Here is a 12,364-nt window from a genome sequence, read left to right as displayed (position 1 = left end):
GCGCCATGAGTTTTTCAGAGGCTGAGGTCGAGCGTTACGCCCGCCATCTGGTCCTGCGCGAGATCGGCGGTCCGGGGCAGCAGAAGCTGAAGGCCGCGCGGGTCCTGGTGGTTGGAGCCGGCGGCCTGGGCGCGCCGGCGTCGCTGTATCTGGCCGCCGCCGGCATCGGGACCATCGGCCTCGTCGATCCTGACACCGTCTCGCTGTCGAACCTGCAGCGCCAGGTGCTTTATGCCGCCGCCGATGTCGGCCGGCCCAAGGTCGAGGCGGCCGTCGAGCGCCTGGGCGCGCTGAACCCGCACACGACCGTCGAAACCCACCCGGTATGGCTGGACGCCGCCAATGCCGGCGACGTCGTCTCGCGGTATGACCTCGTCCTGGACGGCACCGACGACTTCGCCACCCGCTTCGCCGTCAGCGACGCCTGCCTGGCCCACGGCAAGCCGCTGGTCAGCGGCGCTCTGGGCCGCTGGACGGGCCAGGTCGGGGTGTTTCACGGCAAGCCCTGCTATCGCTGCCTGGTGCCGGAGATCCCGCCGGACGCGGAGACCTGTTCGCTCGTCGGCGTGGTCGGCGCCCTGGCCGGGGTCATCGGCTCGATGATGGCCCTGGAGGCGGTCAAGCTGGTCGCCGGAGCCGGCGAGCCCTTGTCCGGCAAGCTGTTGATCTATGACGCCTTGGCGGCCGAGACTCGCACGGTGCGGATCGGGGCCGATCCCCATTGTCCGTCGTGCGGCGCTTGACGGCTTTCGTATAACGGCGTTCGGTTGGTTTTGATGGGGTCTCTCGGGGGAGGGCGGAAATGAAGATGCTTCTCCGCGGTCTGGCGACCGCTCTCTTGCTGATCGTCGGGCTGGCGGCGGTGGGCTGGCTGCTGCTGCAGCGGCCTGACATTTCGTACGCGGCGCTGGAAGCCAAGTATGGCTATGCCGACAGCCGTTACATGGACCTGCCGGGCGGGGTGCGCGCGCACTACCGCGACGTTGGCCCGCGCGACGCGCCGGTCATCGTGCTGGTGCACGGCTTCGCCGCCTCGACCCATGCCTGGGACGGCTGGGTGAAGGCGTTGTCGAGCGAATACCGTGTGGTGGTGCTGGACCTGCCCGGACACGGCCTGACCCGCACGAGCGATGCCTATGTCGTCCAGCCCGACAGCTTCGAGAACGTCGTCGACCAGGTGACCCGAGGCCTGGGCCTGACCCGCTTCACCCTGGGGGGCAATTCGATGGGCGGCGAGGTGGCCTGGACCTATGCCCTGGACCATTCCGATCGCGTCGCGCGCCTGATCCTGGTCGACGCTGCCGGCTGGCCGACCAAGGGGCGCGGCGGAGCGACGATCTTCAAGTTCCTAGGCAATCCGGTGGGCCGGCGGGTGCTGAAGGAGATCGAGATCCGCCCGCTGATGACCCAGGCGCTGAAGGCGGCCTATATCGATCCCAAGCTGGTCACCCCGGCCCTGATCGATCGTTATGTCGACCTGGCCCGCGCCCCCGGCCATCGCACCGTCTTGCTAGGCCAGCGGCCGCGCCGGGTGGCGACCGCGCCGGACCTGTCGGCCATCCATGTCCCCACCTTGATCATCTTTGGCCAGGACGACCGGCTGATTCCGCCCGCCGACGGCGAGAAGTTCCACAAGGCCATACCGGGCGCGACCCTGATCCTCTATCCGGGCGTGGGCCACGTGCCGATGGAGCAGATCCCCGACCGTTCCGCCGCCGACCTCAAGGCCTGGCTGGCGGCGCATCCGGCGAAGTAAGCCCTAGAGCATTGACGGAATAACCCGGTCCGGCGGCCGGTGGCCGTCCATGAAGGTCTTCACGTTGACGATGACCTTCTCGCCCATGTCGATGCGGCCCTCGACCGTGGCCGAGCCCATGTGGGGCAGCAGTACGACATTGGGCAGCTTCAGGAGCTTGGGATTGATGGCCGGCTCGTGCTCGTAGACGTCCAGGCCGGCGCCGGCGATCTCGCCCTTGGCCAGCATGTTGGCCAGCGCCCCTTCGTCGATCACCTCGCCCCGGGCGGTGTTGACGATCACCGAATGCGGCCGCAGCAGCTTCAAGCGCCTTGCCGACAGCAGGTGATAGGTGGCGGGCGTGTGCGGGCAGTTGACCGAGACGAAATCCATCCGGGCCAGCATCTGGTCCAGGCTTTCCCAGTAGGTGCAGCCCAGTTCCTCGGCGATGCGCGGGCTGACGGGCTTGCGGTTGTGATAGTGCACCTGCATGCCGAAGGCCTTGGCGCGGCGGGCGACGGCCTGGCCGATGCGGCCCATGCCGATGATGCCGATCCGCTTGCCCCACAGGCGTCGGCCCAGCATCCAGGTCGGCGACCAGCCGTGGAAACCGCCGGCCTTGACCACCTCGGCGCCTTCGACCACTCGGCGCGACGTGGCCATGATCAGGGTCATGGTCAGGTCGGCGGTGTCTTCAGTGAGAACCCCGGGCGTATTGGTGACGATGATGCCGCGGGCATTGGCCGTGGCGACGTCGATATTGTCGACGCCGGCCCCGAAATTCGCGATCAGCTTGAGCCGATCGCCGGATCGCGACAGAAGACGCGAGTCGATACGATCGGTGATCGTCGGCACCAGCACGTCGGCGCGGCCCATGGCGTCGACCAGTTCATCCGCCGTCAAGGGTTTGTCGGAGACGTTCAGTTCGGTGTCGAACAGTTCGCACATCCGCGTCTCCACCGGATCGGGGAGTTTGCGGGTGACGATGACTTTGAGCTTGCGAGCGGCCATGGGCGGTTTGAAAAGCTCTCACTGACGGGCGTTTGAAAGCTGTAGCAAAGGGGCCCGAGGGGGCCAAGCAACATGCCGTCGAAAACAGAACAACGTTCGCTTCTTGTCGTCTTTGGGGCGATCGCCGTCCTATTGGCGGGTCCGGCTATGGCCGAAGGTCCCCGGATCACACCGTCGGGCCTGGAAGTGCCGCGCTACGTCTCGCTAAAATACGCGGAAGTGAACGCCCGCAACGGCCCGGACGAAGCCCACCAGCTGCTGTGGATCTACCACGCCAAGGGCATGCCGGTGCAGATCGTGGCCGAAACCCGCGAGTGGCGGCGGATCTGTGATCCCGAAGGCGGCCTGGCCTGGGTGCACCGCCGGGTGATCGACGGCCGCCGCTCGGCCATGCGGGTGCAGCCGACCAACCTGGCCTTGCTTAGCGCCCCCAAAACGGGGGCCAAGGTCAGCGCCTATCTAAAGGGCCGCTCGACCGCCAGCCTGGACAAGTGCGAGGGCGGCTGGTGCCGTCTGCGGGCCGACGGCTCGTCGGGCTGGGCGCGCGAAACCGACATCTGGGGCGCGGATCCCGCCGTCCAGTGTCGCAAGGGATAGGAACACACTGCCTCAGGGAAACGTTGAGACCTGACCCGCCGCCGTGCTAGGGCGTCCCCTATGCAGAAGAACGCCTATACCTACGAAGAACTCCTGGCCTGCGGTCGCGGCGAGCTGTTCGGCCCCGGCAACGCTCAGCTTCCGGCCCCGCCGATGCTGATGTTCGACCGTATCGTTCGGATCGAATCCGACGGCGGCAAGTACGGCAAGGGCTATGTCGAGGCTGAATTCGACATCAATCCCGACCTCTGGTTCTTCGGTTGCCACTTCATCGGCGACCCTGTCATGCCCGGCTGCCTGGGCCTGGACGCCATGTGGCAGCTGGTCGGCTTCTTCCTGGGCTGGTCGGGCGCGCCCGGCCGGGGCCGCGCCCTGGGCGTCGGCGAGGTGAAATTCACCGGCCAGGTGACCCCGGACGTCAAGAAAGTCGTCTACAAGATCGACCTGAAGCGGGTGATCATGCGCAAACTCGTCATGGGAATCGGCGAAGGCGTTCTGGAAGCCGACGGCAAGGTGATCTACGAAACCAAGGACCTGAAGGTCGGCACGTTCACCGCCGAACAGATGGCGTCTTGATCCGTTAGACGAGACCGGCCCCCGAGAGTCGGTCCCTTAGCGGGTCGCCTGGGGGAGAAGAGGATTTACGATATGCGTCGCGTCGTCGTCACCGGACTGGGGATCGTCTCGTCCATCGGCAACAACGCCAATGAGGTGTTGGCGTCCCTGCGGGAAGCCAAGTCCGGCGTGATCTCCGCGCCGGAATATGCCGAGCGCGGGTTCCGCTGCCAGGTCCATGCCGCGCCCCAGATCGAGTGGGAGTCGCTGGTCGACCGCCGCGCCGCGCGCTTCCTGTCGCCTGGCCTGGCCTATGCCCACGTCGCCATGGAGCAGGCGATCGCCGATTCCGGGCTGGAAGAGGGCGAGATCTCCAACGAGCGCACCGGCCTGATCGTCGGTTCGGGCGGCCCTTCGACCAGCATCATCGTCGAGGCCGCGGCCACGACGATCGAGAAGGGTCCCAAGCGGATCGGTCCGTTCGCGGTGCCCAAGGCCATGAGCTCGGGTCCGTCGGCGGTGCTGTCGACCTGGTTCAAGATCCGCGGTATCAACTATTCGATCAGCTCGGCCTGCGCGACCAGCGCCCACTGCATCGGCGCGGGCGCCGAGCAGATCCAGCTGGGCAAGCAGGACATCATCTTCGCCGGCGGCTGCGAGGAGCTGGACTGGACCCTGTCGAACCTGTTCGACGCCATGGGCGCCATGTCGACGCATTTCAACGACACCCCGGCCGTGGCCAGCCGCGCCTATGACAAGAACCGCGACGGCTTCGTCATCGCGGGCGGTGCGGGCATCGTGGTGCTGGAAGAGTACGAGCACGCCAAGGCGCGCGGGGCCAAGATCTACGGCGAACTGGTCGGCTACGCCGCCAATTCGGACGGCTTCGACATGGTCGCCCCCTCGGGCGAGGGCGCGGCGCGCTGCATGAAGCTGGCCATGGCCGAAGCTGGCAATCGCACCATCGACTATCTGAACCCGCACGGCACCTCGACGCCGGTCGGCGACAGCAAGGAGATGGGCGCGGTGCGCGAGGTCTTCGGCGACAAGGCTCCGCTGATCTCGTCGACCAAGTCCCTGACCGGCCACAGCCTGGGCGCCGCCGGCGCGCAGGAGGCCATCTACTCGATCCTGATGCTCAACAACGGCTTCGCCGCCGAGAGCGCCCACATCGAGGAGCTGGACCCTGAGTTCGCCGACCTGCCGATCCTGCGCCAACGGTCGGACAAGCCGTTGGAAACGGTGATGTCCAACAGCTTCGGCTTCGGCGGCACCAACGGCACGCTGATCTTCAGCCGCGTCTAAGGCGAGCGAGCGTCATGAGCGCTCGCGAGGCCTTCGATCTCTACAAGGCCGGCCGATTGGCCGAGGCCGCTGCTCTGTGCGAGCGGCTGGTTCTGGCTGCGCCCAGCGTCGAGGCCTGGCACATCCTGGGCGTCTCCCGGCTGGGTCTGGGGCGGGCGGAGGGGGCGCTGGACGCCCTTGATCAGGGGCTGGCATTGGATAGTAAGCGGCCCGGCTTACTGTCGGCAAAGACCTTGGTTCTCAATAGCTTGGGGCGCGATGCCGAGGCGGTGGTCGTCGGTCGCGCGGCCCTGGCGGCTGATCCCGACAATCCGCCGGTCCTGGGCGCCCTGGCCGTGTCGCTGCAACGCCTGGGCGGTTTCGAGGAGGCGCTGGTGGTCCTCGACCACCTCGTCCAGGCCTTGCCGGGCGACGCTAAGACGCTGGCCAACCGCGCGGCGCTGCTGTCGCTGCTCAACCGGCCCGCCGACGCGGCGCGGGACCTGGAAGCGGTGATGGAGATCGACCCGCTGCATCCGCGCCTGGCCGGCGACCTGATGTGGGCGCGCCGCCAGACCTGCGACTGGCGCGAGGACGCGGCGCTGGACATGTTGGTCAAGGCCGAGCTGAAGCTGGGCCGCGCCGCGATCGCGCCGTTCGCGGCCCTGGCCATCTTCGACGAACCCGTGGTGCATCGCCGCTGCGCCGAACTCTCCGCGTCGCCGCCGGTTCAAGCGCCGGTATGGCCGACGAGGCCGCCGGGCGAACGGATCCGGGTGGCCTATCTGTCGGCCGATCTGCACGAGCACGCCACGGCTCGCCTGCTGGCCGGGGTGCTGGAGGCGCACGACCGCGAGCGCTTCGAGATCTTCGCCGTCTCGTACGGCCCTGAACTGTCCGGCCCGATGCGCGATCGCCTGAAGGCGGCCTGCGAGCACTGGGTCGAAGCTAGAAAATTCAGCGATTCCAACATCGCCGCCCTGTGCCGCGAGGCGGGGATCGACATCGCCGTCGACCTGAAGGGCTACACCCAGGACGGCCGGCCGGAGATCCTGGCCCATCGCGCCGCGCCGGTGCAGGTCAGCTGGCTGGGTTATCCGGGGACCCTGGGTCGGCATGCCGACATCGTGCTGGCCGACGCCGTGACGATCCCGCCGGGCGAGGAGGGCTACTGGTCCGAGGCGGTGGTCCGCCTGCCGCTCTACCAGCCCAACGACGCGCTTGGCGCGGTGACTCTACCGCCTAGTAGGGCCAAGGTTGGTCTGCCCGAAGATGCGGTCGTGCTGTGCTGCTTCAACAACCCGGCCAAGATCACGCCGGCGACCTTCGCGGCCTGGATGGCGATCCTGCAGGCCGCGCCGGACGCGGTGTTGTGGCTCTATGACGGCGCCCCCGGCGCAACCGAAAACCTGCGTCGCGAGGCGGAAGGGGCGGGGGTGGCGCCCGAGCGGCTGGTCTTCGCTCCACCCGTTCCGCACGAAACGCACCTGGCGCGCCACGCCCTGGCCGATCTGGTGCTCGACACCTGGCCCTATGGCGCCCACACCACGGCCAGCGACGCCCTGCGCATGGGGATTCCGATACTGAGCCTTCTAGGCAAGAGTTTTGCCAGTCGGGTTGGAGCCAGCCTGCTGACCGCCCTGGATCTTCCGGAACTAATCGCAACCGATTCAAAGGCTTATGTCGCCACGGCGACCCGCCTGGCCAACGATCGCGCGGCCCTGGCGGCGCTCAAGGCGCGGGTGGCGGAGCGTATCCGCACCGCCTCGGTGTTCGATCCCACCGCCTTCGCCCGAACGCTCGAGGCGGCTTTCGAGAAAATGATCACCCAAGGTTGATCGCGCTCAACGCTCGACGGTAAGCTTGGCCATTACCGTTCGAGCGAGCGTTTCCGCATGCCTCCCGTCGATCTGCCGCAAGTCCCGTGGATCGAGGGCGAGTCCGTGACCGCCTATCTCGACGCCTCGGGCGCCGACGCCGAGCAGCGCCGCTTCGTCACCGACTTGCATCGCGATGGCGTGGCCGTATTCGACCTGGGACCGGACGCCCTGGACCTGATCGACCGCGCCACCGCCGACGCCGAGGCCTTCTTCCGCCCCGGCAAGCGTCGCGCCCAGGATGTCTGGCGGCGTTCGCAGGCCGTACGCGCCCTGGCCAGCCATACCAAGCTGACCGCTATGCTGGCCCTGGCGTATGGCCGCGCGCCCTTCGCCTTCCAGACCCTGAATTTCCGCGAGGGCAGCGAGCAGCACGCCCATTCCGACATCGCTCACTTCCACAGCCAGCCGCCGCGCTTCATGTGCGGGGCCTGGATCGCGCTGGAGGACGTGGCGGCCGACGCCGGGCCGCTGTTCTACCATCCGGGCAGCCACCGCCAGCGGATCTTCGAGATGAGTGACGCGGGCGTGGAAGGGCGTCGGCCCAAGCGTGGCGACTACGCCGCCCACTATGTCGAGGCCTTCGCCCGCCAGGTGACCGGCGATCGCCGTCCGGCCTTGCTGCGCAAGGGCCAGGTCCTGGTCTGGGCTGCCAACACCACCCACGGCGGTCTGGCCATCCAGCGGCCGGGCGCGACGCGGCGTTCGCTGGTCAGCCACTTCTTCTTCGAGGACTGCGTCTACTACACGCCGCTGTATTCGCGGCCCGAGACCAACCAGCTTTATCTGCGGCTGCCGGCCGATGTGCGCACCGGTGGCGTGGTCTGGCCCAGGCGCGACGGCAAGCCCGTTCCGCTGGGTCCTCGACCCCTTGCCCAGGCCCTGCGCGACAGGCTGGGACGGATCGTCCGGGTCGACTGAACGCCGGTCGGGGTTTCGAAGCGTCGCGTCGCCTGCTAACCACGGGCAACGACTTCTAGAAGGGGCCCGACACATGGCCGACGATTACGCGTTCCCCAAGGGCGAGCTGATGCGGGGCAAGAAGGGCCTCGTCATGGGCGTGGCCAACCACAACTCCATCGCCTGGGGCATCGCCAGCCAGCTGGCCGCCCAAGGCGCCGAGATGATCTTTACCTACCAAGGTGAAGCCCTGGAGCGCCGCGTGCGGCCGCTGGCCGAGAGCATCGGCGTCACCACCCTGGTCCCGGCCGACGTCACCGACGACGCCTCGATGGACGCGGCCTTCGCCGCCATCGAGGAGAAGTTCGGGACGATCGACTTCGTCGTCCACTCGGTGGCGTTCGCCAACAAGGACGAGCTGAAGGGCTCGTTCGTCGACAACACCACCCGTGAGGGTTTCCTGACGGCCATGAACATCTCGGCCTTCAGCTTCGTGGACGTCGCCAAGCGCGCGTCCAAGCTGATGCCGAACGGCGGTTCGCTGATCACCATGACCTATCTGGGGTCGGAGCGGACCATCCCGAACTACAACACCATGGGCGTGGCCAAGGCCGCCCTGGAAGCGGCGACCCGCTACATCGCCCGCGACCTGGGTCCCAAGGGCATCCGCTGCAACGCCATCTCGGCCGGCGCCATGCGCACCCTGGCCCTGGCCGGCATCGCCGGCGGCCGCGGCATGATCGCCCAAGGCCGCGCGTTCAGCGCCATGAAGGAAGACACCTCGATGGAAGGCGTCGCGGGCGCGGCCCTGTGGCTGGTCTCCGACCTTGGCCTGTCGACCACGGGCGAAGTCGTCCACGTCGACGCCGGCTTCCACATGATGGGCATGCCGGATCAGGAAGAAGCCTAAAACTGCGGGACCGAAACCTCGTCCTTCGACAAGCTCAGGATGAGGTTTCTAGTGATACGCCGAGCCAAAAGTAGTCCTCATCCTGAGCTTGTCGAAGGACGAGGACGGCTCCGCTACGGCGCATAAGCCCGCATGAAACGAGCGGCCGCCTCCTTCGCGAGGCGGCCGTATTCGTCTGGGGTCTTGTCCGACGGCAGGCGCAGCAGCGACCGCAGCTGGCTGTGGCCCATGACCATGCCCGAGAAGAACTCCGCCGCCTGGTCGGGATCGTCGACCTTCATGCGGCCCAGTTCGGTCTCGGTCCGCAGGAACGCCGCTAGCTGCTTGCGGGCGCTCAAGGGGCCGGCCTCATAGACCTCGCGGGCCACGTCGGGCATCTCGCCCGAGCCCAGGATGATCACCCGCATCATCGAATAGCTTTTCGACGTGATCACCGTCTCCAGCACCGAGCGGGCATAGGCCTCCAGCGCCTCGGCCGGATTGTCGACCGCGCCCGGTTCCCGCAGCGAGGCGGTGATGGCCTCGACCCGGCGGTTCATCAGCGCCCGCATCAGGTCGGCCTTGGAGCCGTAGTGGTTATAGACCGTCTGCTTGGAGACCCCGGCGCGCTTGGCGATCGCCTCCATCGGGGCCGAGAGACCGCGCTCGCCGATCACCTCGACGGCGGCGTCGAGGATGGCTTCGGTCTTGGCGACGTCGATCTGTCCAGGTACGCGCGGCATCAGTGAGCGTCCGAAGGCGGCGGGGGAGCGTTCTTGACCGGCGCGGCCAGCAGCGAGACCACGGCGGCCACGAAGCAGCCGATGGCCAGCAGGGTGAAGCTGTCGCCGAAGGCCATGACGGTGGCCTGCTGCTGCATCATGCCGCCGATGGCCTTGCGGGCCGCGCCGGCGGGGTCGGCGACCCCAAGCTGCATCATGCGCTCGGTCAAGCCGGCCATCATGTTGGCTGTCGGCCCGCCCTGCATCACCTTGGAGGTCATGTCGTCGTAATAGAGCGCCGTCTGCTGGGTGATCGAGGTGGCGAGCAAAGCCAAGCCCACCGCGCCGCCGGTGTTGCGTGACAGGTTCACCAGGCCCGAGGCGTTTTTGACCATGTGCGGGGGCAGGGTGCTCATCGTGATCTGCTGGGTGGCGATCATGGCGATCATGACCCCGACGCCGCGGCAAGCCTGAACGCCGGCGAACTCCCAGAAACCCCAGTCCTTGCTCACGCTATGGGCCATGTACATGCCCCAGCCGGCCAGCATGAAGCCGATGAACATTGGGATGCGCGGGTCGCCCTTGCGCACCAGACGCCCCGCCAATGGCCCGGTCAGGAACATCGACAGGCCCGAGACGACCATGGTGGTGCCGACCTCCGACGCCGAATAGTGGCGCACGCGGCCCAGGAACTGCGGCAAGAGGAAGGTGCCGCCGAACAGGCTGGCGCCCGAGACGGCGGTCATCACCACGCCGATGGTGAAGTTACGATTGGCGAAGGCGCGCAGCTCGACGATGGGGTTGCGATAGGTCAGCTGCCGCCAGATGAAGGTCACGCCGCCCAGCACCGCCACGACGGTCAACCAAAGAATGCCGCTGTCGTCGAACCAGTCGTCCTTGGCGCCTTCCTCCAGCACGAACTGCATGCTCATCAGGAAGATCGCCATCACCGCCAGGCCGAACCAGTCGAAACCCTTGGCCAGGCTGGGGTCGCCCTTGTCGAAGTCGGCCCAGCGATAGACGCCGAACAGCACGATCAGGCCGGTCGGCACGTTGATGAAGAACAGCCAGCGCCAGGACAGCGCCTCGGTCAGGTGGCCGCCCAGCGTCGGGCCGACGGTCGGGGCCAGGGTGACGATCAGGCCCATGATCACGCTGGCCGTCACGCGCCGCTCGGGCGGGAAGGCGGTGAAGGCCACGGCGAACACCGTCGGGATCATCGCCCCGCCGATGAAGCCCTGCAGGGCGCGCGTCAGGATCATCATGTCGATGGACGAGCTAAGGCCCGTCAGCACGCTCATGATGATGAAGCCGGTGCACGAGATCAGGTACAGGCGCTGGGTGCCCCACAGGCGCGAGAGGTATCCCGACAGCGGGATCATCACGACCTCGGGGATCAGATAGGCGGTCTGGATCCAGCTGATCTGGTCGGTGCTGGCGCCCACCCCGGCCTGGATCTGCGGCAGTGAGGCGGCCACGATCTGGATGTCCAGGATGGCCATGAACTGGCCGATGACCATGGCCCCGAAGCCGAGGAACAGCTTGGTCCAGTTGACTTCGGGCTTTGGGGTGGCGGCTGCGACGGCGTCGGTCATGACCGTCCGCCCCTAGCGCGCCTCGCCCTGACGGGCGACCTGCGGCTCGGCCTGGCCGGCCTCGGCGAACGAGGGGCCCGAGCGGTCGCGGACGTCGACCTTGATCTCGACCGACAGGCCCGGACGCAGGGCCGCGCCCAGCTGGCTGCGGTCGACCACGATCTTGACCGGCAGGCGCTGGGTGATCTTGGTGAAGTTGCCGACGGCGTTCTCGACCGGGATCAAGGCGAACTCCTGGCCGGTGGCGGGGGCGAAGCTGTCGACCTTGCCGACGATCTTCTGCTTGCCGAAGGCGTCGGCCTTGATCTCTACCGGCTGGCCGACGCGGATGCGGGCGACCTGGGTTTCCTTGAAATTGGCGACGATGAAGGCCTGGCCCAGCGGCACGACCGACATCAGGGCGACACCCGGCTGGACCAGTTGGCCCGGACGCACCGAGCGGGCGCCGACCACGCCGGCGACCGGCGCGCGGATCACGGTGCGTTCCAGGTCGAGCTTGGCCTGCTCGACGGCGGCATGGGCGGCGGCGGCTTGGGCGATGGCTTGCGCCTTGGCCGAGCCCAGCGACTGGGCGGCGCGGCGTTCGGCCTCCAGGGCGGCCTGGGCGCTGGCGACGCCGGCGGCGGTCTGGGTGGCGGCAGCGCGCTCGGTCTGGACCTTCTGCTGCGAAACCCAGCCTTGCGTGGCCAGGCTGGCATAGCGGTCGAGGTCGGCCTTGGCGCGCCCGGCGTCGGCCTGGGCGCTGGTCACGCCAGCGGCCTTCTGGGCGATCATCGCCTGTTCCAGGCTGTTCTTGTCGTCCACGGCCTTGATCGCCGCATCGGCGGCGCCGGCATTGGCGATGGCCTGGTCAACACGGGCCTGGAAGGTCGACGGATCGATCTTGGCCAGCACCTGACCGGCCTCGACCCGCTGGTTGTCGGCCACCAGCACCTCGGCGACATAACCGCTGACCTGCGGGCTGACCTGCACGGTGTCGGCCTGGACGAAGGCGTTGTCGGTCGCTTCGTAGCGTTGCTTGTCGAGGAACCACAGGGTCCCGCCGACGACCACGCCCAGCAGGACCACCCCGCCGACGATCATCGGAACCAGCTTCTTGTTACCCGGCGTCGCCATGACCCTGACCCCTGTCGAAAGGCTTCAAGCGCGCCGGATAGTCTCGTCCGACGCGCTCAGCAAGGGATAAATGGACGCAGTCG

Annotated in this window: 12 protein-coding genes; 8 read left to right on the top strand and 4 right to left on the bottom strand. The window is 67.7% G+C overall.

Annotation, left to right across the window (positions count from 1 at the left end; all coding sequences use genetic code 11):
* The first annotated feature begins 5 nt into the window (after positions 1–5).
* Together AC1RRR_RS22030 and AC1RRR_RS22025 are read left to right on the top strand one after the other, a co-directional pair.
* Positions 6–743: a HesA/MoeB/ThiF family protein gene (locus tag AC1RRR_RS22030; protein WP_492816092.1), complete on the top strand. Its 738-nt coding sequence runs from the start codon at positions 6–8 to the stop codon at positions 741–743.
* A gap of 59 nt (positions 744–802) precedes the next feature.
* Positions 803–1,756 carry an alpha/beta fold hydrolase gene (locus AC1RRR_RS22025; protein ID WP_492816090.1) on the top strand — a complete coding sequence of 318 codons (954 nt, stop codon included), beginning with the start codon at positions 803–805 and terminating at the stop codon, positions 1,754–1,756.
* A gap of 3 nt (positions 1,757–1,759) precedes the next feature.
* Here AC1RRR_RS22025 and AC1RRR_RS22020 read toward each other — a convergent pair whose 3' ends face one another.
* On the bottom strand, positions 1,760–2,746 hold the full coding sequence (locus AC1RRR_RS22020) for a 2-hydroxyacid dehydrogenase (protein WP_492816088.1): 987 nt from the start codon (positions 2,744–2,746) through the stop codon (positions 1,760–1,762).
* A gap of 72 nt (positions 2,747–2,818) precedes the next feature.
* Here AC1RRR_RS22020 and AC1RRR_RS22015 point away from each other — a divergent pair, with 72 nt between their 5' ends.
* From AC1RRR_RS22015 to AC1RRR_RS21990, 6 genes are all read left to right on the top strand, one after another.
* Complete coding sequence (locus tag AC1RRR_RS22015) at positions 2,819–3,343, top strand: SH3 domain-containing protein (RefSeq protein WP_492816086.1); 525 nt, start codon at positions 2,819–2,821, stop codon at positions 3,341–3,343.
* Between the two features lie 60 nt (positions 3,344–3,403).
* On the top strand, positions 3,404–3,919 hold the full coding sequence (gene fabA / locus AC1RRR_RS22010) for a 3-hydroxyacyl-[acyl-carrier-protein] dehydratase FabA (RefSeq protein ID WP_291876404.1): 516 nt from the start codon (positions 3,404–3,406) through the stop codon (positions 3,917–3,919).
* Positions 3,920–3,991: 72 nt separating this feature from the next.
* Positions 3,992–5,203: a beta-ketoacyl-ACP synthase I gene (gene fabB, locus AC1RRR_RS22005; RefSeq protein WP_492816084.1), complete on the top strand. Its 1,212-nt coding sequence runs from the start codon at positions 3,992–3,994 to the stop codon at positions 5,201–5,203.
* A gap of 14 nt (positions 5,204–5,217) precedes the next feature.
* The gene (locus tag AC1RRR_RS22000; RefSeq protein WP_492816082.1) at positions 5,218–7,020 is read left to right on the top strand and encodes an O-linked N-acetylglucosamine transferase, SPINDLY family protein; all 1,803 of its coding nucleotides are present in this window, start codon (positions 5,218–5,220) and stop codon (positions 7,018–7,020) included.
* Positions 7,021–7,077: 57 nt separating this feature from the next.
* On the top strand, positions 7,078–7,980 hold the full coding sequence (locus AC1RRR_RS21995) for a phytanoyl-CoA dioxygenase family protein (protein ID WP_492816080.1): 903 nt from the start codon (positions 7,078–7,080) through the stop codon (positions 7,978–7,980).
* 73 nt (positions 7,981–8,053) lie between these two features.
* Entirely contained in the window at positions 8,054–8,869 is an 816-nt protein-coding gene (locus AC1RRR_RS21990; RefSeq protein WP_492816078.1) for an enoyl-ACP reductase FabI, read from the top strand.
* A gap of 113 nt (positions 8,870–8,982) precedes the next feature.
* Here AC1RRR_RS21990 and AC1RRR_RS21985 read toward each other — a convergent pair whose 3' ends face one another.
* From AC1RRR_RS21985 to AC1RRR_RS21975, 3 genes are read right to left on the bottom strand one after another with little or no spacing between them, the layout of a single operon-like run.
* Positions 8,983–9,591, bottom strand: coding sequence for a TetR/AcrR family transcriptional regulator (locus tag AC1RRR_RS21985; RefSeq protein ID WP_492816076.1), 609 nt, complete (start codon positions 9,589–9,591; stop codon positions 8,983–8,985).
* Complete coding sequence (locus AC1RRR_RS21980) at positions 9,591–11,165, bottom strand: DHA2 family efflux MFS transporter permease subunit (protein WP_492816074.1); 1,575 nt, start codon at positions 11,163–11,165, stop codon at positions 9,591–9,593. The genes AC1RRR_RS21985 and AC1RRR_RS21980 overlap by 1 nt, the downstream gene beginning before the upstream one ends.
* A 12-nt stretch (positions 11,166–11,177) precedes the next feature.
* Positions 11,178–12,281, bottom strand: coding sequence for an HlyD family secretion protein (locus AC1RRR_RS21975; RefSeq protein ID WP_492816072.1), 1,104 nt, complete (start codon positions 12,279–12,281; stop codon positions 11,178–11,180).
* Positions 12,282–12,364 lie beyond the last annotated feature (83 nt).

The organism is Caulobacter sp. GW821-FHT12D05 (assembly GCF_058807295.1).
The sequence above is the reverse complement of the archived record's forward strand: the minus strand, read 5'-3'. Positions and strand labels throughout refer to the sequence as shown.

What these genes read in the sequence shown, in the direction of transcription:
- AC1RRR_RS22030 (WP_492816092.1), top strand. Translation starts at nt 6, where the DNA reads ATGAGTTTTTCAGAGGCTGAGGTCGAGCGTTACGCCCGCCATCTGGTC.
- AC1RRR_RS22025 (WP_492816090.1), top strand. Translation starts at nt 803, where the DNA reads ATGAAGATGCTTCTCCGCGGTCTGGCGACCGCTCTCTTGCTGATCGTC.
- AC1RRR_RS22020 (WP_492816088.1), bottom strand. Translation starts at nt 2,746, where the DNA reads ATGGCCGCTCGCAAGCTCAAAGTCATCGTCACCCGCAAACTCCCCGAT.
- AC1RRR_RS22015 (WP_492816086.1), top strand. Translation starts at nt 2,819, where the DNA reads ATGCCGTCGAAAACAGAACAACGTTCGCTTCTTGTCGTCTTTGGGGCG.
- fabA (WP_291876404.1), top strand. Translation starts at nt 3,404, where the DNA reads ATGCAGAAGAACGCCTATACCTACGAAGAACTCCTGGCCTGCGGTCGC.
- fabB (WP_492816084.1), top strand. Translation starts at nt 3,992, where the DNA reads ATGCGTCGCGTCGTCGTCACCGGACTGGGGATCGTCTCGTCCATCGGC.
- AC1RRR_RS22000 (WP_492816082.1), top strand. Translation starts at nt 5,218, where the DNA reads ATGAGCGCTCGCGAGGCCTTCGATCTCTACAAGGCCGGCCGATTGGCC.
- AC1RRR_RS21995 (WP_492816080.1), top strand. Translation starts at nt 7,078, where the DNA reads ATGCCTCCCGTCGATCTGCCGCAAGTCCCGTGGATCGAGGGCGAGTCC.
- AC1RRR_RS21990 (WP_492816078.1), top strand. Translation starts at nt 8,054, where the DNA reads ATGGCCGACGATTACGCGTTCCCCAAGGGCGAGCTGATGCGGGGCAAG.
- AC1RRR_RS21985 (WP_492816076.1), bottom strand. Translation starts at nt 9,591, where the DNA reads ATGCCGCGCGTACCTGGACAGATCGACGTCGCCAAGACCGAAGCCATC.
- AC1RRR_RS21980 (WP_492816074.1), bottom strand. Translation starts at nt 11,165, where the DNA reads ATGACCGACGCCGTCGCAGCCGCCACCCCAAAGCCCGAAGTCAACTGG.
- AC1RRR_RS21975 (WP_492816072.1), bottom strand. Translation starts at nt 12,281, where the DNA reads ATGGCGACGCCGGGTAACAAGAAGCTGGTTCCGATGATCGTCGGCGGG.